This window comes from Pelagimonas sp. KU-00592-HH, assembly GCF_040369695.1.
Classification (GTDB): Bacteria; Pseudomonadota; Alphaproteobacteria; order Rhodobacterales; family Rhodobacteraceae; genus Shimia.
On record NZ_BAABWM010000002.1, the window covers coordinates 185,982 to 206,890 of the forward strand.

Below are 20,909 nucleotides of genomic sequence, written 5' to 3' on the forward strand. Positions count from 1 at the left end.
AGGACTTTCCCGTGATCCGTTTCCTGTCATTCCTTGTCACCCTCCTCCTCGCCAGCTCCCTGCACGCCGCCTGCACCGGCCCCTCGCAGTTCCACGCCCTGCCCGCGGCAGACCAGGCCATCCTACGCGACCAAGCCGCCAAGACCGCCTACCCAGAAGGCATCCTCTGGCAGGTCGAGAAGAATGGCATCACCTCCTTCATCCTCGGCACGATGCACTTCCCCCATCCCGACCACGCCCGCACCATAGCCCGCATCACCCCGCTGATGGACCGCGTCGATCAGGTCTTTGTCGAGATCACCAAGACAGACGAACTGGCCATGATGCGCCGCCTCACCACCTCGCCCGATCTCTACCTGATCACCGAAGGGCCAAGCCTGCTCGAACGCCTCGGTGAAAAGGCCTGGAACGATCTCAAACCCCGCCTGCAGGCCAGCGGCATGCCGCCCTTCATGGCCGCCCGCTACCAGCCCTGGTTCCTCGGCCTCGCCCTTTCGGCCCCGCCCTGCGTGCTGCAAGACATCAAGCGCGGCCTGAAAGGCATCGACAAACAGGTGATGGAGGTCGCCACCGCCGCCGACCTGCCCCTGACCTCGCTCGACAAGGTCGACACGCTCCTGGCCCTTCTCGCCTCCGATCCCATCGACAAACAGGTCGAGGATTTCCGCAAGGGGCTCGCCTTCGGCTTTGACGGCAGCAACAATATCGAGACCATGCAGGCCCTCTACTTCGACGAAGAGATTGCCCTGGTCTGGGATTTCGCCGTCTTTGACGCCCACGCCAAAAACCGCGCCACCGATGCCATGCCCGCGGCCGAACTCGACGCCGAGCTCGCAACCTTCACCGACAGGCTCGTGACCGCCCGCAACGGCGCATGGCTCGACACACTTGCCCCCGCCCTGTCGCAAAGCCCCGCCTTCGTCGCGGTCGGCGCCCTGCACCTGCCCGGCCCTGACGGCCTGCTTCTCGGCCTCGAGCGCCGGGGCTTTACCGTCTCCCGCCTGCCCCTCGCCGCCGAATAAGCCGCGCAAGGCAAGAATTGCTGCATTGCAGCAACAGTTTTCCACCAGCCGCAGACCTCTCGTCGCAGCCCCATTTGCAGGGCGTGACAAGGATCACCTCAGCCCCTATAAGGCGCGCAAAATCCCGCATTCCATGAAGGACCACAGATTATGACCACCCTCGTCTTCGGCCACAAATCCCCCGACACCGATTCCACCGGCTCGCCGCTGGTCTGGGCCTGGTACCTGAACGAAGTCAAAGGCGTTGACGCCAAGCCGGTTCTGCTTGGCCAGCCCAACACCGAAGCGGCCTTCATGCTGAACCGCTGGGGCTTTGACATGCTCGACATCATCGAAGACGTGGCCGACGATCAGGCCTGCGTTGTCGTCGACACCAACAACCCCGCCGAACTGCCCGCCAACATCAACGGCGCCGACGTTCAGGCCATCATCGACCACCACAAGCTGGTCGGCGGTCTGGAAACCAAAGGCCCGATCGACATCACCATCCGCCCGCTGGCCTGCACCGCCACCATCATGTACGACCTGATGGGCGACGACGCCGCCAAGATGCCGGAAAACATCAAGGGCGCAGCCCTGACCTGCATCCTGTCCGACACCCTGGAATTCCGCTCGCCGACCACCACCGACCGTGACCGCGAAGTGGTTGCCGCGCTGGCCGCCGATCTGGGCGTCAACGTCACCGAATATGCCGCTGAAATGTTCGCCGCGAAATCCGACGTCTCGGCCTTCTCGGATGCCGAACTGATCCGCATGGACTCGAAAGAATACGAAGTCGACGGCACCAAGTTCCGCGTTTCGGTTCTGGAAACCACCGCACCGGAAATCCCGCTGAACCGCAAGGCCAGCCTGATGGAAACCTTCAAAACCGTCGCCGCCGAAGATGGCGTTGACGAAGTTCTGCTCTTCGTTGTCGACATCCTGAAAGAAGAAGCCACCCTCCTGGTGCCCAACGACCTCGTCAAAGGCGTTGCCGAAAAGAGCTTCGGCGCATCCGTTGAGGGCGACGCGGTTGTCCTGCCCGGCATCATGTCGCGCAAAAAGCAGATCATCCCGAACCTCAAGGTCTGATCTTCTTCGCCATCGTTTTGAAAAGGCCCCGCAATTTGCGGGGCCTTTTTGCCTTCGGCGAGAGTATTTTTGGTGCATTGAAACCAGGGGACCCCTCTTCAATGCACGTCAAATACTCCGGGGTCCGGGGCAGCGCCCCGGCGGCCTGCCGGTGTCAGGACATCTCGGCGCGCCAAATGACCTGCTCCACCCCGGCAAACCGCGCCAGCCGCGCCAGCTCTGCCTCCAGACGGTCAAACCGGCTGCGTGGCCATTTCACACCCGCCTCGGGCCAGAACTTCTGAACCACCAGCTCCCCCGCCTTGCGATCCGCCTTGATCTCTGCGCGTCCCACAAAGCGATCCCCTTCGAGGATCGGGAACACGTAGTACCCCCAGACCCGCTTGTCGGCGGGTACAAACATCTCGTTGCGATAATCAAACCCGAACAGCCGCTTCAGGCGTTTGCGATCCCGCACCGCCGGATCAAACGGGTTCAGGATACGCAGCCGTGATGTGGGCGCGGTCACTGCCTCCAGCCGGGCTTCGATGTCCAGCGGGGCCAGCGCCGTGCTCCACTCCCCCGAAGTGGATTGCACCTGCACCTCCTGCAAATCTCCGGCCACGTCAGCACACCAGCCCTTGACCTCCTCCGCACTGGCCGCATCCCAGAACTGCTGGATCTCGCCCCGCGTACCAACCCCGATCCGATCAAGCGCGGCCCGACACAGCCAGTCCAGCTGCGCCGCATCCGACATCTCGACCGCGGCCAGTTCGGGCGGAAACACCCGTTCGGCAAGATCATAGACCTTGGTGAAATTCACCCGGTGACAGGTCGCCAATTCGCCCGCGTACCACATGTAATCCAGCGCCTTCTTATGCGGGGGACGCGCCCACATCTCGCGCGCGCCCTCCACCTTGGTGTCAAACGCCTGCGTCGACAGCGCCCCTTCCCGCGCGATCCGCGCTTTGATCTCGTCCCGCGCCGCCTTGTCCGGCAGCCCCCTGAACCACCCCGCCCGATCCAGCTGCGCCTGCTTGCGCCGGAACTGCCTGCGCCACATGGGCAGGAAGTCCATCGGCAGGACCGAGGCATCATGGGTGAAATGTTCAAACACCGCGCGATCCCGCGCCAGCAACCGGTCCAGCATCGGTTCGCGGTAATTTTGGTTGCGGCTCCACAGGATATGATGATGCGCCCGCGACACCACCTGGATCGTGTCCAGTTGCACAAAGCCCAGCCTGGTGATCATCCCCAAAAGGTCCAGCGGCCCGGTGGGTGTCTTGTCCAGCCCCTGCACCGACAACCACAGATGCCGGGCCTGCCGGTTGGGAATTTTCAACATGGTCCGCGCTCCTGCCCTGCCTGAACGCCCATCTTCCCCCACCTGCGCCCCGGAATAAAGTCAGGAAACCGCGACGCCGCCGCCTTCGGGCAATTGGCCATCGGTCAGCCAGAGCCAGAGTTCCTCCCAAAGCGCCTCGCGCCCCTTGCGAAACGCGCCTTCATGTCCCACTGCCGACACGCCCAACTCCTGCGCCTTTCGCACAACAAGGTGCTTCTCCGCCTTCGGATAGCAACTCAACGTATCACGCGCCGCCGTTGGCGTGGCGATCCCGTCATCGGGAAACACCCAGGCGCAGATCGGTGCCGCCACCTCGTCAAAGTGGTGCGGCCAGCGACGGGCGGCGAGGTCCGGCTTGATATAGCTGCGCCGCTGCGACCAGCGCCGCCATGTGCGGAACACCTCGGGCGGCAGCGCGGCACCACCCCAGCCGCCCACCGGCCGGATCTCGCCCCAGCGCCAGAGCGAGAACGTCCCGAACCCCCACCAGAAATACAGTTCCAGCGGCAGGCGCGTCCTGTGATGCACGCCCCAATACCCGCTGCCGACCGAGACAAAGGCATGCCGCGCCACCTTGGCATGGTTGCCCATGAAGCCGACAAACTGGCCACCGATACTGTGGCCAAGCGTCACCAGCGGTAGCCCAGGCGCGACCTGTTCAAGCGCCTCAAGGGCCGCCGTCATGTCATGCCGCCCCCAGTCGGGATAATCGATGCCAGAGTGCGCGAGATTCTCCGTGCCGCTGTCGCCGATCCCGCGATAGTCATAGGTCAGAACCACCGCCCCCCGCGCCGCCAGCCAGGCCGCGACATGGCGATAGAACCGACGCGGAAAACCTGTGCCGGCCGAGATCAGCACCGCCACCTGCGGGGCCTCTCCGCGATAAAGATCCCCCACCAGCGCCCAGCCATCACCGGCTTCGAAGGCCACCTCTTCCACATATACCTCAGCCATTCTTCCCGCCCCGCTCAACGCCGTCGATAATCTCGTCTGCATGGTCGGCCAGATGGGTCAGGAACCGCGCGATCACCTGTTGCTCGCTCGCATCGAACGGCGCCAGCAAGGCCGCGTTCCAGCCCTGCACTAGGGGCCGCCCCTGCACCACAAGCGCCCGTGCCTGTGGCTCGATATGCACGACAACCCGCCGCCCATCGCCATCCACAGGCGCGCGGCGCACCAATCCCCGGTCTTCCATCCGGTCGATCAAGCCGCTTAGCGACGACTTGCTGAGCGACAAGGCCTGCGCCAGGGCACCAACGCTCAGACCGTCCTGCTGATCCAGCAGGAACAGAACCCCCTGCTGCGTCATCGACAATCCGGTTTCATCCCGTGAACGGCGATCCACCGCCCGGATCAGCGCGCTATGCGCCTTGTGAACAAGAAAAAAGACCTTGGGAGATTTTGCCATTGGTATTTCGCATCCGAACTATCTTTATCTAGCTCGTATACGAACAACCTTACCGCACGCCACCCCGATTAAGCATGACGTTGCGCAAAGCGGCCTCACATGCGTTTGGCCACTTCCTCCAGCATCACCTCGGTTGCGCCGCCACCAATCGCCTGCACCCGCGCATCCCGCGCCATGCGTTCGATGGCCATGCCGCGCAGGTATCCCGCGCCGCCGTGGAACTGCAGGCAATCATACATCACCTCGTTCACCAGCTCGCCACACAGCGCCTTGAGCATCGACACCTCGCGCACCACCTCTTCGCCATGCGCATCCCGCGCCGCCACCTGATAGACAAAGGCCCGCGCCGCCGCGACCCGCGCCGCCAGCATCGCCAGCCGCTGCCGGATCGCCTGTTTCTCCCAAAGCGGCGCGCCAAAGGCCTGCCGCTCCTTCACATACTCCACCGTCAGGTCCAGCGCCGCCTGCGCCTCGCCCACCGCCATCGCCCCCAGCACGATCCGCTCGTTCTGAAAGTTCTGCATGATCGCATAGAACCCGCGCCCCTCTTCACCCAGCACGTTTTCGACCGGCACCCGCACATCCTGAAAGGCAAGCTCGGCCGTATCCGAAGACAGCCACCCGTGCTTGTCCAGCGCGCGGCTCACCTCGAACCCCTCCAAGCCTTTCTCCAGCAGGAATATGGTCACCGACTGGCTCGCCGGCCCGTCACGATCGGTCTTGGCTGCCACGCAATAGAGATCGGCATGTACCCCGTTGGTGATGAACATCTTTGACCCGTTCAGAACGTAGTGATCCCCGTCCCGCCGTGCCGTCGTCCGTATGCCCTTCACATCCGACCCCGCCCCCGGTTCGGTGACACCCACGGCGGTGATCGTCTCGCCCGCGACGATCCCCGGCATGAACCGCTCGCGCTGCGCCGCGCTACCGGCGTTGAACAGATGCACCGACGCCATGTCCGTATGCACCAGCGCCGTGATTGCAAAGCCCGAAAAGGTCGACCGCCCAAGCTCTTCGGCAAGAACCGCCGTCGCCCGCGTGTCCATCCCGCTGCCGCCATAGGCCTCGGGGTATCGGATGCCAAAGAACCCCAGCTCGCCCATCTCGCGCAGCACCTCGCGCGGCACCATGCCCGCCGCCTCCCAGTCCTCGCCATGGGGCAAAACCCGCTCTCTGACAAACCGGCGAACCTGGTCGCGCAACAGCGCGTGCTCCTCTCCCAGAAACAGATGTGCGTCCATGATGATCCTCCCTCACGCCATGCTGTCCGCCGTCCCGCCCCCTGTCCATCAAAACGTCGCGACCGCCGCGCCGCAGCACCGTCGCGATACCGACGTAATACCGACGCGATACAGCCCCCCATTTTTCACCCAGATTTCACTGGAAACCCACAGCCCGCTTTGCCATACCTGCGCCAACATCCACGCGACAGGACACCCCATGACCCAGATCATCGCATCGCTTTCCGACGTCTCCGACCGCTACGACGCGCTGTTCGTCGATCTCTGGGGCTGCGTCCACAACGGCATCACCGCCTTCCCCGAAGCCGTCGCCGCACTTCAGGCCTACCGCGCAAAGGGCGGCATCGTCGTTCTGGTCACCAACTCCCCGAAACCCCGCGCCGGGGTGATGTCGCAACTGGCCGATTTCAACGTGCCCGCCGACGCCTATGACACCATCGCCACCTCCGGCGACAGCGCCCGCGCCGCCATGTTCACCGGCGCTGTTGGCGAAAAGGTCTACTTCATGGGCGAATGGCAGCGCGACGAGGGCTTCTTCACGCCGCTGGAAGTGATCGACAATCCGGTCACCATTTCCCGCGTCCCCCTGGCCGAGGCCGAGGGCATCGTCTGCTGCGGCCCCTTTGATCCAATGGCCGATCCCGACGTGAACCGAGCCGATTTCCTCTATGCCAAGACCAAGGGCATGAAGCTGCTCTGCGCCAATCCCGACATCGTAGTCGACCGTGGCGAAACCCGCGAATGGTGCGCCGGCGCACTGGCCCGCCTCTACACCGAAATGGGCGGAGAAAGCCTTTATTTTGGCAAACCCCACCCGCCGATCTACGACCTCGCCCGCCGCCGCCTCGCCGCACTTGGCAAGGACATCCCCGACAGCGCGATCCTCGCCATCGGCGACGGCCCGCACACCGATATTGCCGGTGGCATGGGCGAAAACATCGACACGCTCTTCATCACCGGCGGCCTCGCCGCAAGGGAAACCAAGACCGACATCCACCCCGACGTCCAGCCCGACGCCGAGGCGCTAAACGCCTATCTTGAAAAGGAAATGTCGAGCCCAACCTTTTCGATCGGACGCCTGCGCTAAAGCCGTCCCGTCCCGCGCAGCAAACAGGCGGCAGGGCGGCACATACCGCCTGTCGCCCCAATCCGCCCCACCATCCGGTCGGGTCATGTCACGCGCCACATCATACCAGCTCATCCCGCTCTCCTTCGCTCATCTCCCTCCTTTTTGCCCAATCCCCCCTGACAGGGTGTTGTCAGCAGGCTCTGCTATAGTGGCAGCAGCAAGGAAGGAGCCCCCATGCGTCGCACCAGCCGTCTTTTCGAACTGATCCAGCTTCTGCGCGCCGCGGATCAGCCCCTGACCTCCGAACAACTGGCCGCCGCGCTCGAGGTGTCACAACGCACCGTCTATCGCGACATCGCCGCACTTCAGGCCATGCGCACCCCGATCGAAGGGGCGGCAGGTCTCGGCTACGTGCTGCGGGCGGGTTATGACCTGCCGCCGCTGAATTTCGATCTCGAGGAAATCGAGGCCCTGCGCGTCGGCCTCGCCATGCTTGCCCGCACTGGCGACAGCGCCCTGCAACGGGCCGCCCTGCGGATCTGCGAAAAGGTCGAAGACCTGCACGGCCCCGCCGACTGGCTGGTGGTTGTGCCCTGGGGTGCGCCGGGTGACGATCCGGCCAAGGGCTGCATCTCGATTGCCATGCTGCGCGATGCCATCCGCGAAGAACGCAAACTACGCCTCACCTACCGCGACACCGACGCGACCGAGACCACCCGCACCGTCCGCCCCCTCGCGCTCGTCTATCACCTCGAATGCGTGATGCTCGCCGCCTGGTGCGAACTGCGCGGCGGCTTCCGCCATTTCCGCAGCGACCGAATCTATGCCTGCGACCCCCTCGACAGCTTTTTCCCCGCCCAATCCGCCCCCCTGCGCCAGCTCTGGCTCGAGCAGGAAGGCTGGGGGACGCAAGAATCCACCTATTCTACCTAACCCCAGCCCCTATTCTGGCGAGATTTTGCGGTCATTTGCCGGAATTGGGCTTGATTTTCTGCACCTGCAAAGTAATAAAGTTGCGAAACATAGCACCCCACAGTGCGAAAATTACACACCCAACGCAACCGGAGGGCGGAATGTTGGATAACCTGCCACGCGGAACGATCTGCATCGAAGACATCGAGATGGGCATGTCGCGCTACCTGCGCAAAGTCGTGACCGACGAAGACATCGAGATGTTCGCCCAGGTCTCGACCGACCGCAACCCGGTGCACCTCGACGACGAATACGCCAACGACACCATCTTCGAGGGCCGCATCGCCCACGGCATGCTGACCGCCGGCCTGATCTCGGCCGTGATCGGTGAACAGCTCCCGGGCCACGGCACCGTCTACATGGGCCAGACCCTCAAGTTCCTCGCCCCCGTCCGCCCCGGTGACATGGTCTATGCCGAGGTCAAGGTGGTCGACATCGAGATCTCGAAACGCCGCGTGAAACTCGATTGCCACTGCTCGGTCGACGGCAAGAAAGTCCTGATCGGCGAAGCCACCGTCCTCGCGCCTTCGCGCAAGTTCGACTGATTTTCCGGACATCTGCTCACAAGGCCGCCTCTCCGGGCGGCCTTTTTGGTTTCGCAAGCATCCCGGAAACAGCAGAATTGACCCCTTCGCCTTATGCGCTACTCTTCTAGACGTAAGTTGTTCTCGACCAAGTCATAGGAAAGGATGTCACCATGCTCTATCCAATCGCCGCGCTGGAAGACGACAAACTCGAGGCGCTCAAGGCGCTCGAAGCCGAGATCGGCAGCCCGATTGTCGCCCTTTCCGCAGTGGACGCAGGCTCGGCCAACCTGTCACAGGACAAGATCGAAAAACTGCAGTCGCTGGAAGACGAGCTGGACGTGGTCCTCGTCGCCGTCCGTCCCAGCTGACATCCGGATTTACCGTACGCGCAAGGCCGGGGCGCTGCCCCAGACCCCGGAGTATTTCCGGTGCATTGAAGAGCACCAGACTTCAATGCATTAAAAATACTCTCGCCGAAGGCGTATGGATCAGAACTTTCCGTTCTCATGCGCCATCTGGGCGGGAATTTCCGAAAGCGTGTCCCAGTGCTCAACGATCTTTCCGTCCTCGACACGGAACAGGTCGAAAAAGGCGGTATGGGTCTCGCCAAACATCCCTTCGGATGCTGTGAACACAAAGTTGCCTTCGGCCACGATCATATGGGTCGCATCATAGCGCATCACCTGCCCCGCATCCGCCAGTGCCTTCAGCGCCGCACCCAGGCCCTCGAGACCATCGGCGATCAGCGGGTTGTGCTGGTGATAGCTCTCGCCCGAGATGTAGGTCGCGATGTTCTGCGGCGCCTTGCCGTGCAGCACGTCCTCGACAAACCGCGTCACCAGCGCCTTGTTTTCCGCGGTCCTGTCCAGATCGGTGACCTCGACCGCCCCGTCCACCATGCTGCGGCCTGACGGGTTCGGGCCCGCGAGAGGTTGCAGGTTGTCCCAATGTTCGACCACCTTGCCATCTGCCACGCGGAACACGTCAAAGGCCACCTGTGTCTTGGCGCCAAAGGCCTGGGCATTGTCATAGGTGCTGTGCAGCACCACCAGATCGCCCTCGGCGATCACCCGGTGCACCTGCGCCGTCAGCCCGCTTTCCTTGAGCGCGGGCAAAACCCCGAGTATCGCCTCGGCCCCGGTCGGCACCATCGGGTTGTGCTGGATATAGCCGGGCGCCAGCAGGTCGCGCGCAGCCTCAGGATCAAACTGAACGAAAAGCGCCGTTACCGCGTTCAATACAACTTCTTTCACTGACATGGATCATTCCTCTCGATTCGCGTTGCTGTCATTGCCCCAATGAGGTATCAATTTCATACCAAGTATCAATTACGCACTTAAAAGGAACCAGGTATGCTCAAGGTAACCGCCCTCTCCAAGGAACAGGCCGAGAACTGCCCAATCCGCTCGGTTCTCTCGAAGGTCACGGGCAAATGGCAGCTTCTTATCCTGCTGGTCCTGTCCAGCGGCCCACAGCGGTTTGGTGCCCTGAAACGCCTTATCGGCGACATCACCCAACGTGTCCTGACCGAAAACCTGCGCAATCTCGAACGCGACGGCCATCTGCTACGCACCGTTCACGCCGGCCCACCCCTTGCCGTCACCTACACGCTGACCGAGCAGGGCCACGACCTAGTCGGCGTCCTCAAGCCACTGGTGATCTGGGCCGACAACAACTTTCCCTCGATTCAGGCGTCGCGTCAGGAGGTCGATAACGCCTGATCCCCTTGCGCCTGCCTGCACGTCCCGCTAACCCTTCGGTCATGCGGATCATACGTGACTATCAATACGTGAACGAAGACGACCGGGGCGCCAGCGCCGCGATCGGCAATTTCGACGGTGTCCACATCGGCCACCAGTCGGTGATCGACCTTGCGCGCGAGGCCGGTGGCGAAGCCCCCCTGGGCATTGTCACCTTTGAACCCCACCCGCGCCAGTTCTTTGCCCCCGGTAGCGATCCCTTTCGCCTGACCAGCGCCGAAACCCGCGCCCACCGGCTCGAGAAACTGGGGGTCGAAAGGCTCTATGAACTGCCCTTCAACGCGACCCTCTCCGCCCTCACTCCCGAGGAATTCGCCCGCGACGTGATCGTCGAGGGCCTTGGCCTCAAACACGTTGTGATTGGGGCCGACTTCTGTTTCGGAAAGGGGCGCGCCGGCACCGCCGAAGATCTTCAGGCTTTCGGGAAAGACATGGGCTTTGGCGTCACCATCGCGCCGCTTCTCAAAGGCGGTGACGAACAGGTGTCCTCGACCGCGATCCGCAAGGCCCTGACCGAAGGCCGCCCGCGCGACGCCGCCGCCATGCTGGGCCACTGGCACCGCGTCGACGGCCCCGTCATCGGCGGAGACCAGCGTGGCCGCGACCTCGGCTTTCCCACCGCCAACATGTCCATCGACGGGCTGCACCCGCCGAAATTCGGTGTCTACGCGGTTCTGATCGACGTGCTCGAAGGCCCCCACGAAGGTAGCTACAAGGGCGCGGCCTCGGTTGGCGTGCGCCCGATGTTCGGCGAGAACAAGGCCAATATCGAAACCTTCCTGTTCGATTTCTCCGGCGATCTCTACGGCACGCAACTTTCCATCGCGCTTGTCGAATTCCTGCGCCCCGAGTGGAAGTTCGACAGCCTCGAGGCGCTGGTCGCCCAGATCGACGCCGACTGCGCCCAATGCCGCGACATCCTGGCCGACCTATGAGCCAGAAGAAGGACCCGATCAACCGCAAGGGCTTTGCCTCCCGCTTCTGGGAGCGCAAGAAGATCACCAAGCTGTCCAAGGAAGAATGGGAAGCCCTCTGTGACGGCTGTGGCAAGTGCTGCCTGAACAAGCTGGAAGACGCCGACAGCGGCGAGGTCGCCCTGACCTGCATCGCGTGCCGCCTTCTCGACGACGAGAGCTGCCGCTGCACGCAGTACGACATCCGTCACCAGTTCGTGCCGGAATGTATCGTGCTCAGCCCGCGCAATATCGACACCCATGCCTACTGGATGCCCCAGACCTGTGCCTACCGCCTGCTCTGGGAGGGCAAGCCGCTCTACGACTGGCATCCGCTGATCTCGGGCACCCCCGACAGCGTCCATGCCGCCGGTGTCTCGGTCCAGAACCGCACCGTTTCGGAATTCGAAATCCCCGAAGACGAATGGGAAGAGTATATCATCGAGGAGCCCGTCTGATGTTCTTTGCCTCTGACAATGCCGGTATCGCCCACCCCGCCATCATGGAGGCACTGACCCGTGCCAACACCGGCTATGCCATGCCCTATGGCGCCGATCCCATCATGGACGAGGTGCGCACACAAATCCGCGACATCTTCGAAGCCCCCGAGGCCGCGGTCTACCTCGTGGCCACCGGCACGGCCGCCAATTCGCTGGCGCTGGCCACCTACTGCCAGCCCTACCAGACCGTCTTTTGCAGCCCCGTGGCCCACATCCACGAAGACGAATGCAACGCGCCCGAATTCTATTCCGGCGGCGCCAAGCTGACCCTCGTGGGCGATGCGCCCAAAATGACGCCCGAGGCGCTCAAGGCTGCCATCGAAGGCGAAGAAACCCGCGGCGTGCACGGCCCCCAGCGCGGGCCCCTCTCGATCACCCAGGTCACCGAACGTGGCACCGTCTATAGCGTGGCCGAGATCAAGGCGCTTTCTGAGGTCGCCAAATCCTACGGCCTGCCCGTGCACCTCGACGGGGCCCGTTTTGCCAATGCCCTCGAAGCGCTTGGCTGTACCCCCGCCGAGATGACCTGGAAATCCGGCGTCGACGTGGTCAGCTTCGGCGGCACCAAGAACGGCTGCATGGGTGTCGAGGCGGTGATCTTCTTTGATCCCGAAAAGGCCTGGGAATTCGAACTGCGCCGCAAACGCGGGGCGCACCTGTTCTCGAAACATCGCTATCTTTCGGCCCAGATGCAGGCCTACCTGCAAGACGATCTCTGGCGCGACAATGCCCGCAAGGCCAATGCCAACTGCGCCCGCCTCACTGCGGGCCTGCGCGATGCCGGCGTGACCTTCCTGCACGACCCGCAAGCCAATATCATCTTCTGCGCCTTCCCGCGCGCCGCGCACCAGCGCCTGCACGACGCTGGCGCGCTCTACTATGTCTGGTCCGGCAGCCTTGAGGGCGATGATCCCGATGAATTGCTCGAGGCACGGCTGGTCTGCGACTGGTCGATCAGCAACGAAGAGATCGACCGTTTCATCGACCTCGTCAAACCGGCCTGAGGGGTCTGAGGGGGCCAAACGGGCCTTCTTCTTGGCCCAAATACCCAAAACAGGCCGCGCGCCCTGCGCGGCCTTGCTTCGCTTCAAGCCTGCTGCAACGTGGCGCGGATTTCGGCCGCTACGGATTTCGGGTGGGTGACTGGCCCCATATGCGCCATGCCGTCAAAGGTCACACGCCGCGCATTGCGCAGCCGCGCCGCGATCCCGTCCTGCACCACATGCATCAGCGCCGGAGACTCCGCCCCGTCCATCACAACGGCCGGCGCGTCGATCTCGCTCAAACGCGGCACCACGCCGCCGTTGTCTTCCGAAATCGCAGGCTGGCTCGCCCCGATGAACCCGATGCGTCGGGTCGACCCCTGCCGCAATTCCTCGGGCAGGTCATCCCATTTCCGCCCATCGCCCCAGACCCGCATGAACAGCCGCGCGCCCATGGCCGGGTCTCCGGCCGCGATATGGCCGTTGACCTCTTCCATGTGGCGACGATTCCACTCCCACTCCTCGGGCAGGTCCTCCTTGGCCACCGCCATCAGCACCGGCTCGAACAGCGACAGGCTGCGCACCAGATCGGGCCGCGCCATCGCCAGCTTGAGGGCAATCACCCCGCCATAGCTGTGCCCGATCAGGTCCATCGGCTGATCCAGAAACGGCAGAACCGCCTCGAAGGTCGCCGCGGTCAGATCGCCCGCGTGATCCCAGTCCGGGCTGCGTCCGTGCCCCGGCAGGTCCAAAGCCGTAATCGTCAACTCGTCTTCAAGCTCGGCCGCAACACCTTTCCACGCGCCGGAATGCGCCAGCGAACAATGCAGCGCCAAGGCCCGACGCGGCCCCTTGCCAAATTCCCGTGAATGCAAGGCCAGTGGGGCCGCGCCATCCAATCCCATTTCAGAGTTTTCCTTCCAGGTGCAGATCAAGGTATTCCAGCCGGTCCTGTCCCCAGAACCCCTGCCCTTCCTCTGTCACGTAAAACGGCGCACCGAAAGCCCCTGCCGCAACCGCATCCTCAAGATTCTGCGCATAGGTCTCGGCCCCGACCAGAAGACCGCTGTCCGCCAGCCCCGCATCGAACCCCGCCCCTTCAAGACAGGCCTTGATCACATCATCCTGCGCGATGTCCTTTTCCTCGGCCCAGCACGCCCGCATCAGGGATTGCACGAGACCGGCAAGATCACCGCCCCCCGCCTTCTGCGCCGCGATCACCGCATAGGAGGACGGCGCCATGTTGGTGGGCCAATGCGCCGGTTGCAGATTGAAGTCCAGCCCCTGTTTCGCCGCCTGACGCACAAGATCCTGCGCCCGGTAGGCCTGCCGGTTGGGATGGCGATCCTTGGGCGGTGTGCCCCCCGTCCGGGCAAACAGCGCCATGATATCCATGGGTTTATAGGTGATCGTCGCCCCATGCTTGGCCGCGATCGTCTCGAGACGGTCGCCCGCAAGGTAAGCATAGGGTGAAATCGTCGAAAAATAGTAATCAATATGCGCCATTTGTTTCCTCCTCGCACGAGCATCACTTTGCCAGACGCTATGCGCATGTTAAGCGGTACGCAACGTCACGAATCTGTCATTTCCTGGCAGGTGACATCAGACCTGGGGATCACTCACATGCCTACCATTCTGGAACCGAAACTGATTACCGGCACAGCCAACAAGCCGCTGGCCAAGGCAATCTCGCGCCGCATGTCCATGCACCGCGGCAAGAACCTTGGCCTCGTCGATGCCCGCGTGGAACGTTTCAACGACCAGGAGATCTTTGTCGAAGTCTACGAGAACGTACGCGGCGAAGACATGTTCATCATTCAGCCGACCTCGAACCCGGCCAATGACAACCTGATGGAACTGCTCATCATGGCCGATGCCCTGCGCCGCTCTTCGGCAGCCCGCATCACCGCCGTGATCCCCTACTTCGGCTACGCCCGCCAGGACCGCCGCGCCAAGGCACGGACCCCGATCTCGGCCAAGCTGGTGGCCAACATGCTGGTCGAAGCCGGCGTTGAGCGTGTCCTCACCCTCGACCTGCACGCCGCCCAGATCCAGGGCTTCTTCGACATCCCCGTCGACAACCTCTATGCCTCGCCGATCTTCGCGCTCGACATCCTTGAACAGTTCAAGGACGACCTTGCCGACGTGATGATCGTATCGCCCGACGTTGGCGGCGTGGCCCGCGCCCGCGAACTCGCCAAACGTATCAACGCCCCGCTCTCGATCGTCGACAAGCGCCGCGAGAAACCGGGCGAAGTCGCCGAGATGACCGTGATCGGCAACGTCGAAGGCAAGAAATGTATCATCGTCGATGACATCTGCGACACCGCCGGCACCCTCTGCAAGGCCGCCGAAGTCCTGATGGAACACGGCGCCACCGAGGTGCACTCCTACATCACCCACGGCGTCCTCTCCGGCCCGGCCGTCGACCGCATCACCAAATCGGTCATGAAGTCGCTGGTCATCACCGACTCGATCGAACCGACCCAGCCCGTGCTGGACGCCCAGAACATCCGCATCGTGCCGACCGCACCGCTGTTTGCCCAGGCCATCCTGAACATCTGGAACGGCACCTCGGTCTCGTCGCTGTTCGACACCGACACGCTGGAACCGGCCTACGAGGGCCTGTTCAACAAGTAACCTTTACCGGTTTCCAAAAACACCAAGGGCGCCCCAGAGGCGCCCTTTTTCATTGCAGTATCACCAGTCAGCCCAGACCGCAGGACCGGGCAGCGCCGGACCCTCAGTCCACCAGCCAGTCATCCTCGTAAGCCAGCTCTCCGATCGCGAGCCAGCTCATCCGCACCCGCGCGATACGCGTATCGCCCCAGGTCCGGAACACGAGATCAAACCCCTTTTCGGTAATCTTCTCCGCCTTAACCTCGGCGCGGGTGTTGTGGGCGCTGTCCATATCCGACAGGGAAAGCCCCACCTGCACCGCCGGGGGATGGCGATAGACCGAACTGAACTTCACCGCCTTGCGGCGCTCACGCGGGCCGGTTCCGGTCCACATTTCGCCGCCATCCTCAAAATCCGAGAACAGCGGGACATCTCCCTGATCCACACCAATAAGATGATTTCGAAGTCGTTTCATAAGGTCTTCCAGTTGCTATACCGGCTTAGCTGAAATCTCTCGCGGGACGCAATCAAAAACAGCAAAAGGCCCCACCGGATGGTAGGGCCTTTTCCAATCATTTCAACGATATCAGACGTTCAGCGCAGAGCGCAGAGCTTCCATATCGGCCAGCGTCTTGGCGGCGGCGTCCTTGGCTTCGGCAGTCGCGTTATCCGCGGCGTCCTTTGCCAGGGCGATCAGCGAGTCCATGTCGGCAGCAGTTACTTCCGCCACGGGCATCGCCTTTTCAGCCAGAACCGAGGTGCCTTCTGCCGAGATTTCGGCAAACCCGCCGGTGACGGCATATTGTGCCGAACCTTCGGGGCCTTCGACCGACAGGACACCGGGACGCAGCGTGGTGATGGTCGGAGCATGATCCGGCATTGCGGTCATGTCGCCATCGGCGCCCGGAATCTGGACCGCCGTCACCTGGAACGAAGCGAGGCTCCGTTCCGGGCTGACAAGGTCAAATTGCATCGTGTTTGCCATCAGGGGCCTCCTTAGGCCGCTTCAGCAGCCATTTTCTCGGCTTTTGCGATCACTTCCTCGATGCCGCCAACCATGTAGAAGGCGCCTTCGGGCAGGTGGTCGTATTCGCCTGCGACAACCGCTTTGAACGACGAGATGGTGTCTTCCAGCGGAACCTGAACACCGTCCGAGCCGGTGAACACTTTCGCAACGTCGAACGGCTGCGAGAGGAAACGCTGGATCTTACGAGCACGCGCAACGGTCAGTTTGTCTTCTTCCGACAGTTCGTCCATGCCGAGGATGGCGATGATGTCCTGCAGCGACTTGTAGCGCTGGAGGATACCTTGGACTTCGAACGCCACGTTGTAGTGCTCTTCGCCAACAACCGAGGGGTCCATCAGACGCGAGGTCGAGTCGAGCGGGTCAACGGCCGGGTAGATACCCAGTTCCGAGATCGCACGCGACAGAACGGTGGTTGCGTCGAGGTGGGCAAAGGTGGTTGCCGGTGCAGGGTCGGTAAGGTCGTCCGCGGGAACGTAGACGGCCTGGATCGACGTAATCGAGCCCGATTTGGTCGAGGTAATACGTTCCTGCATCGCACCCATGTCGGTTGCCAGGGTCGGCTGGTAGCCCACGGCCGAAGGAATACGGCCAAGAAGCGCCGAAACCTCGGAACCAGCTTGGGTAAAGCGGAAGATGTTGTCGACGAAGAACAGAACGTCGGTACCCGACTGGTCGCGGAACTGTTCCGCAAGGGTCAGACCGGTCAGAGCAACACGTGCACGTGCACCCGGAGGCTCGTTCATCTGACCGTAAACCAGGGCCACCTGCGACTCTTCGAGGTTGTCCGGCTTAATAACGTTCGATTCGATCATCTCGTGGTAAAGGTCGTTACCTTCACGGGTACGTTCACCAACACCTGCGAACACCGAGAAACCCGAGTGTACTTTTGCGATGTTGTTGATCAGTTCCATGATGAGAACGGTCTTACCAACGCCGGCGCCGCCGAACAGACCAATCTTACCACCCTTCGCGTAAGGCGCGAGAAGGTCGATAACCTTGATGCCGGTTACCAGGATTTCCGACTCGGTCGACTGTTCGTCGAATTCCGGTGCCGGCTGGTGGATGGCGCGGGTTTCGTCTGCTTTCACAGGGCCCTGTTCGTCAACGGGTTCGCCGACAACGTTCAGGATACGGCCCAGGGTCGCGTTACCAACGGGAACCGAGATCGGTGCGCCGGTGTCGACCACTTCTGCGCCACGAACGAGACCTTCGGTCGCGTCCATCGCGATGGTGCGTACGGTGTTTTCGCCGAGGTGCTGGGCTACTTCCAGAACCAGTTTCTTACCATTGTTTTCGGTGTCCAGTGCGTTGAGGATTTCCGGCAGGGAATCTTCGAACTGCACGTCCACAACGGCGCCGATGATCTGGGTCACCTTGCCTTTTGCGTTTGCCATGTTTCGTCTCCGGTCTTAGAGCGCTTCAGCGCCCGAGATGATTTCAATAAGCTCGTTGGTGATCACTGCCTGACGCGAGCGGTTGAACTGGATCGTCAGTTTGTCGATCATGTCGCCTGCGTTGCGGGTCGCGTTGTCCATTGCGGACATACGCGCACCTTGCTCCGAGGCACCGTTTTCCAGCAGCGCAGCGAAAATCTGCGTAGCGACACCGCGCGGCAGCAGGTCGGCCAGGATGGCCTCTTCGCTGGGCTCGTAGTCGTACAGCGTGCTTTCACCATCGCCCTCGACCTCGTCAAACGCGGCCGGGATGATTTGCTGTGCGGTCGGGATCTGGCTGATCACCGACTGGAAGCGGTTGAAGAAGATGGTGGCGACGTCGAACTCACCCGCATCGAAACGCGACAGCAGGTCACGCGCGATGTCTTGTGCGTTGTCGTAGCCGATCTTCTTGACCTCGGACAGATCCACGTGCGCGACCATCTGGTCTTCGAACTCACGCTTCAGCTGCTCGCGGCCTTTTTTGCCAACGGTCAGGATCTTGACGGTCTTGCCAGCGGCGGTCAGCTCTTGGGCTTTGGCACGGGCAAGTTTCGCGATCGAGCTGTTGAAGCCGCCACACAGGCCACGTTCCGCGGTCATGACCACCAAAAGGTGGACCTGATCGCTTCCGGTGCCCGAAAGCAGCTTGGGTGCAGAGTCGGAACCGCCGACCGAAGCCGCCAGCCCACCCAGAACGGCGTTGAACCGTTCTGTGTAGGGACGCGAGGCCTCGGCAGCTTCCTGCGCGCGGCGAAGTTTCGCCGCGGCAACCATCTGCATGGCTTTGGTGATCTTACGAGTGTTTTTCACACTCTCGATCCGGGTTTTTAGGTCCTTCAGACTGGGCATTGTCCGAACCCCTTATGCGAAGTCAGCTGCGTATTCGTCCAGCGCGGCTTTGATCTTGTCTTCGGCTTCACCTTTGATCTTCGGATCTTCGTCGGTGATGTACTGAAGCAGGTCAGCGTGCTTGCCGCGCAGGTGGTCCAGGAGACCCTGCTCGAAACGGCCAACTTCACGAACTTCCAGCTTGTCGAGGTAGCCGTTCACACCTGCGTAGATCATGCAGACGATTTCCGCGTTGGTCAGCGGCGAGTACTGCGGCTGTTTCATCAGCTCGGTCAGACGGGCACCACGGTTCAGCAGCTGCTGGGTGGCGGCGTCGAGGTCCGAACCGAACTGGGCGAAGGCCGCCATCTCGCGGTACTGGGCCAGGGACAGTTTAACCGGACCGGCAACCGACTTCATGGCGTTGGTTTGCGCCGACGAACCCACACGCGAAACCGACAGACCGGTGTTCACAGCAGGACGGATACCTTGGTAGAACAGTTCGGTTTCGAGGAAGATCTGACCGTCGGTGATCGAGATCACGTTGGTCGGAATAAACGCCGAAACGTCGCCGCCCTGGGTTTCGATAACCGGCAGAGCGGTCAGCGAGCCAGCACCGAACTCTTCGTTCAGCTTTGCCGAACGCTCGAGCAGACGCGAGTGGAGGTAGAAAACGTCACCCGGGTAAGCTTCACGGCCCGGCGGACGACGCAGCAGCAGCGACATCTGACGATACGCAACAGCTTGCTTGGAAAGGTCATCATAGATGATCAGGGCGTGCTTGCCGTTGTCACGGAAGTACTCGGCCATCGCGGTTGCGGCGTAGGGCGCCAGGAACTGCATCGGAGCCGGGTCCGAAGCGGTTGCAGCAACAACGATCGAGTATTCGATCGCGCCGGTTTCTTCCAGCTTCTTAACGAGCTGAGCAACGGTCGAACGCTTCTGACCAACTGCAACGTATACGCAGTACAGTTTCTTCGACTCGTCGTCGCCTGCTGCGTCGTTGTAGGATTTCTGGTTCAGGATGGTGTCCAGAGCAATCGCGGTCTTACCGGTCTGACGGTCACCAATGATAAGTTCACGCTGGCCACGGCCGATCGGGATCATCGCGTCAACCGATTTCAGGCCGGTTGCCATCGGCTCGTGAACCGATTTACGCGGGATGATGCCCGGTGCTTTGACGTCTGCAACGTTACGCTGTGCAGCGTTGATCGGGCCCTTGCCGTCCAGCGGGTTACCCAGACCGTCAACAACACGACCCAGCAGCTCGGGGCCGGCGGGAACGTCAACGATCGAGTTGGTGCGCTTAACGGTGTCACCTTCTTTAATGTCACGGTCCGAACCGAAGATAACGACACCAACGTTGTCGTTCTCAAGGTTCAGGGCCATGCCCATGATGCCACCGGGGAATTCAACCATCTCACCGGCTTGAACGTTGTCCAGGCCGTAGACGCGCGCAATACCGTCACCGACGGAAAGCACACGGCCGACTTCGGCCACTTCGGCCTCTTGGCCAAAGTTTTTGATCTGGTCCTTAAGGATCGCAGAGATTTCGGCTGCTTGGATACCCATTATCCGACCTCTTTCATTGCATTCTGGAGGGAAGAGAGCTTGGAGGCGATCGACGTGTCGATCATCTTCGAACCCACTTTAACGACAAGACCGCCGATGAGGGCTTCATCAACGGTCGCATTGATTTTGACATCTTTACCGACACGCGCGGTAAGGGTCTTCGAAAGCTTTTCGGTCTGCGCCTTGGTCAGCGCCTTTGCCGAGACCACGTCCGCGGTCACTTCGCCTTTTTCTTCGGCCAGCATGGCACGAAGCTGGTCAACCAGCTGGGGCAGAACAAACAGGCGGCGCTTCTCGGCCATCAGGCCCAGAACATTCGCCAGAACCGGCTGCAACGCCATTTTTTCTGCGATTTGTGCAATGGCTTTACCCTGCTCTTCGCGGCTCACGAGCGGCGAAGCAATCAGGTCGCGCATTTCTGCGCTGTCGGCCAGTGCGGTGCTAAGGTCGTCAAGACCGCTTTCCAATTTGGCAAGCGTCTTGTTCTCTTTCGCGATCTCGAAGACCGCGGTGGCATAGCGCGCGGCGATGCCGGAGGAGATCGAAGCTGGTTCGGACACGTCCACCCTTCCGCTTTCTGGCCCCGAATTCTGCATA

24 protein-coding genes are annotated in these 20,909 nt (G+C 62.0%); 11 read left to right on the plus strand and 13 right to left on the minus strand.

The genetic code is table 11. The features are described from left to right. Positions 1-11: 11 nt before the first annotated feature. Entirely contained in the window at positions 12-1,022 is a 1,011-nt protein-coding gene (locus tag ABWV42_RS08080) for a TraB/GumN family protein (protein ID WP_353339673.1), read from the plus strand. A 150-nt stretch (positions 1,023-1,172) separates the two neighbouring features. After that, positions 1,173-2,093 carry a manganese-dependent inorganic pyrophosphatase gene (locus ABWV42_RS08085; protein ID WP_255109462.1) on the plus strand — a complete coding sequence of 307 codons (921 nt, stop codon included), beginning with the start codon at positions 1,173-1,175 and terminating at the stop codon, positions 2,091-2,093. Between the two features lie 154 nt (positions 2,094-2,247). Here ABWV42_RS08085 and ABWV42_RS08090 read toward each other — a convergent pair whose 3' ends face one another. From ABWV42_RS08090 to ABWV42_RS08105, 4 genes are all read right to left on the minus strand, one after another. Beyond that, complete coding sequence (locus ABWV42_RS08090; RefSeq protein ID WP_353339674.1) at positions 2,248-3,417, minus strand: winged helix-turn-helix domain-containing protein; 1,170 nt, start codon at positions 3,415-3,417, stop codon at positions 2,248-2,250. 60 nt (positions 3,418-3,477) lie between these two features. Next, the gene (locus ABWV42_RS08095; protein ID WP_353339675.1) at positions 3,478-4,371 is read right to left on the minus strand and encodes an alpha/beta hydrolase family protein; all 894 of its coding nucleotides are present in this window, start codon (positions 4,369-4,371) and stop codon (positions 3,478-3,480) included. Further along, positions 4,364-4,825 (minus strand): MarR family winged helix-turn-helix transcriptional regulator, encoded by a 462-nt coding sequence (locus tag ABWV42_RS08100; protein WP_353339676.1) that lies wholly within the window; start codon positions 4,823-4,825, stop codon positions 4,364-4,366. Before ABWV42_RS08100 ends, ABWV42_RS08095 begins: the two co-directional genes overlap by 8 nt. Positions 4,826-4,920: 95 nt before the next feature. Further along, positions 4,921-6,066, minus strand: coding sequence for an acyl-CoA dehydrogenase family protein (locus tag ABWV42_RS08105; RefSeq protein WP_353339677.1), 1,146 nt, complete (start codon positions 6,064-6,066; stop codon positions 4,921-4,923). A 199-nt stretch (positions 6,067-6,265) separates the two neighbouring features. On the opposite strand from ABWV42_RS08105, the gene ABWV42_RS08110 reads away from it, so the two are divergent. From ABWV42_RS08110 to ABWV42_RS08125, 4 genes are all read left to right on the plus strand, one after another. After that, positions 6,266-7,153, plus strand: a complete 888-nt coding sequence (locus ABWV42_RS08110) for a TIGR01459 family HAD-type hydrolase (RefSeq protein WP_353339678.1) — start codon at positions 6,266-6,268, stop codon at positions 7,151-7,153. A gap of 216 nt (positions 7,154-7,369) precedes the next feature. Next, positions 7,370-8,068 carry a helix-turn-helix transcriptional regulator gene (locus tag ABWV42_RS08115; protein ID WP_353339679.1) on the plus strand — a complete coding sequence of 233 codons (699 nt, stop codon included), beginning with the start codon at positions 7,370-7,372 and terminating at the stop codon, positions 8,066-8,068. Positions 8,069-8,208: 140 nt separating this feature from the next. Continuing rightward, positions 8,209-8,652, plus strand: a complete 444-nt coding sequence (locus ABWV42_RS08120; RefSeq protein WP_255109475.1) for a MaoC family dehydratase — start codon at positions 8,209-8,211, stop codon at positions 8,650-8,652. A gap of 152 nt (positions 8,653-8,804) precedes the next feature. Next, entirely contained in the window at positions 8,805-9,002 is a 198-nt protein-coding gene (locus ABWV42_RS08125; protein WP_353339680.1) for a hypothetical protein, read from the plus strand. A 120-nt stretch (positions 9,003-9,122) separates the two neighbouring features. Here the strand turns inward: ABWV42_RS08125 and ABWV42_RS08130 are convergent, their stop codons facing one another. Beyond that, positions 9,123-9,893 carry a nuclear transport factor 2 family protein gene (locus ABWV42_RS08130; protein ID WP_353339681.1) on the minus strand — a complete coding sequence of 257 codons (771 nt, stop codon included), beginning with the start codon at positions 9,891-9,893 and terminating at the stop codon, positions 9,123-9,125. 93 nt (positions 9,894-9,986) lie between these two features. Here ABWV42_RS08130 and ABWV42_RS08135 point away from each other — a divergent pair, with 93 nt between their 5' ends. Genes ABWV42_RS08135 through ABWV42_RS08150 form a run of 4 tightly spaced genes read left to right on the plus strand, consistent with a single transcriptional unit; the run spans position 9,987 to position 12,851 of the window. Continuing rightward, on the plus strand, positions 9,987-10,355 hold the full coding sequence (locus ABWV42_RS08135) for a winged helix-turn-helix transcriptional regulator (RefSeq protein WP_353339682.1): 369 nt from the start codon (positions 9,987-9,989) through the stop codon (positions 10,353-10,355). Positions 10,356-10,396: 41 nt separating this feature from the next. Then, the gene (locus ABWV42_RS08140) at positions 10,397-11,329 is read left to right on the plus strand and encodes a bifunctional riboflavin kinase/FAD synthetase (protein ID WP_353339683.1); all 933 of its coding nucleotides are present in this window, start codon (positions 10,397-10,399) and stop codon (positions 11,327-11,329) included. Further along, positions 11,326-11,805, plus strand: a complete 480-nt coding sequence (locus ABWV42_RS08145; RefSeq protein ID WP_353339684.1) for a YcgN family cysteine cluster protein — start codon at positions 11,326-11,328, stop codon at positions 11,803-11,805. The genes ABWV42_RS08140 and ABWV42_RS08145 overlap by 4 nt, the downstream gene beginning before the upstream one ends. Continuing rightward, the gene (locus ABWV42_RS08150) at positions 11,805-12,851 is read left to right on the plus strand and encodes a threonine aldolase family protein (protein ID WP_353339685.1); all 1,047 of its coding nucleotides are present in this window, start codon (positions 11,805-11,807) and stop codon (positions 12,849-12,851) included. The genes ABWV42_RS08145 and ABWV42_RS08150 overlap by 1 nt, the downstream gene beginning before the upstream one ends. A gap of 83 nt (positions 12,852-12,934) precedes the next feature. Here the strand turns inward: ABWV42_RS08150 and ABWV42_RS08155 are convergent, their stop codons facing one another. Both ABWV42_RS08155 and ABWV42_RS08160 read right to left on the minus strand, forming a co-directional pair. After that, entirely contained in the window at positions 12,935-13,735 is an 801-nt protein-coding gene (locus tag ABWV42_RS08155; protein ID WP_353339686.1) for an alpha/beta fold hydrolase, read from the minus strand. Position 13,736: 1 nt separating this feature from the next. Continuing rightward, positions 13,737-14,336, minus strand: a complete 600-nt coding sequence (locus ABWV42_RS08160; RefSeq protein ID WP_353339687.1) for a 2-hydroxychromene-2-carboxylate isomerase — start codon at positions 14,334-14,336, stop codon at positions 13,737-13,739. 117 nt (positions 14,337-14,453) lie between these two features. Here ABWV42_RS08160 and ABWV42_RS08165 point away from each other — a divergent pair, with 117 nt between their 5' ends. Then, a complete protein-coding gene (locus ABWV42_RS08165; protein ID WP_353339688.1) occupies positions 14,454-15,470 on the plus strand; it encodes a ribose-phosphate pyrophosphokinase in 1,017 nt (338 codons plus the stop codon). A 103-nt stretch (positions 15,471-15,573) separates the two neighbouring features. Here ABWV42_RS08165 and ABWV42_RS08170 read toward each other — a convergent pair whose 3' ends face one another. From ABWV42_RS08170 to ABWV42_RS08195, 6 genes are all read right to left on the minus strand, one after another. Next, positions 15,574-15,924: an H-type lectin domain-containing protein gene (locus tag ABWV42_RS08170; RefSeq protein WP_255109498.1), complete on the minus strand. Its 351-nt coding sequence runs from the start codon at positions 15,922-15,924 to the stop codon at positions 15,574-15,576. 111 nt (positions 15,925-16,035) lie between these two features. After that, a complete protein-coding gene (locus ABWV42_RS08175; RefSeq protein WP_255109500.1) occupies positions 16,036-16,434 on the minus strand; it encodes a F0F1 ATP synthase subunit epsilon in 399 nt (132 codons plus the stop codon). An 11-nt stretch (positions 16,435-16,445) separates the two neighbouring features. Then, on the minus strand, positions 16,446-17,870 hold the full coding sequence (gene atpD, locus ABWV42_RS08180) for a F0F1 ATP synthase subunit beta (RefSeq protein WP_255109503.1): 1,425 nt from the start codon (positions 17,868-17,870) through the stop codon (positions 16,446-16,448). A gap of 15 nt (positions 17,871-17,885) precedes the next feature. Then, the gene (locus tag ABWV42_RS08185; RefSeq protein ID WP_255109505.1) at positions 17,886-18,761 is read right to left on the minus strand and encodes a F0F1 ATP synthase subunit gamma; all 876 of its coding nucleotides are present in this window, start codon (positions 18,759-18,761) and stop codon (positions 17,886-17,888) included. A gap of 12 nt (positions 18,762-18,773) precedes the next feature. Next, positions 18,774-20,312: a F0F1 ATP synthase subunit alpha gene (gene atpA, locus ABWV42_RS08190; RefSeq protein WP_255109507.1), complete on the minus strand. Its 1,539-nt coding sequence runs from the start codon at positions 20,310-20,312 to the stop codon at positions 18,774-18,776. Then, complete coding sequence (locus ABWV42_RS08195; protein ID WP_255109605.1) at positions 20,312-20,872, minus strand: F0F1 ATP synthase subunit delta; 561 nt, start codon at positions 20,870-20,872, stop codon at positions 20,312-20,314. The genes atpA and ABWV42_RS08195 overlap by 1 nt, the downstream gene beginning before the upstream one ends. Between the last annotated feature and the right edge of the window lie 37 nt (positions 20,873-20,909).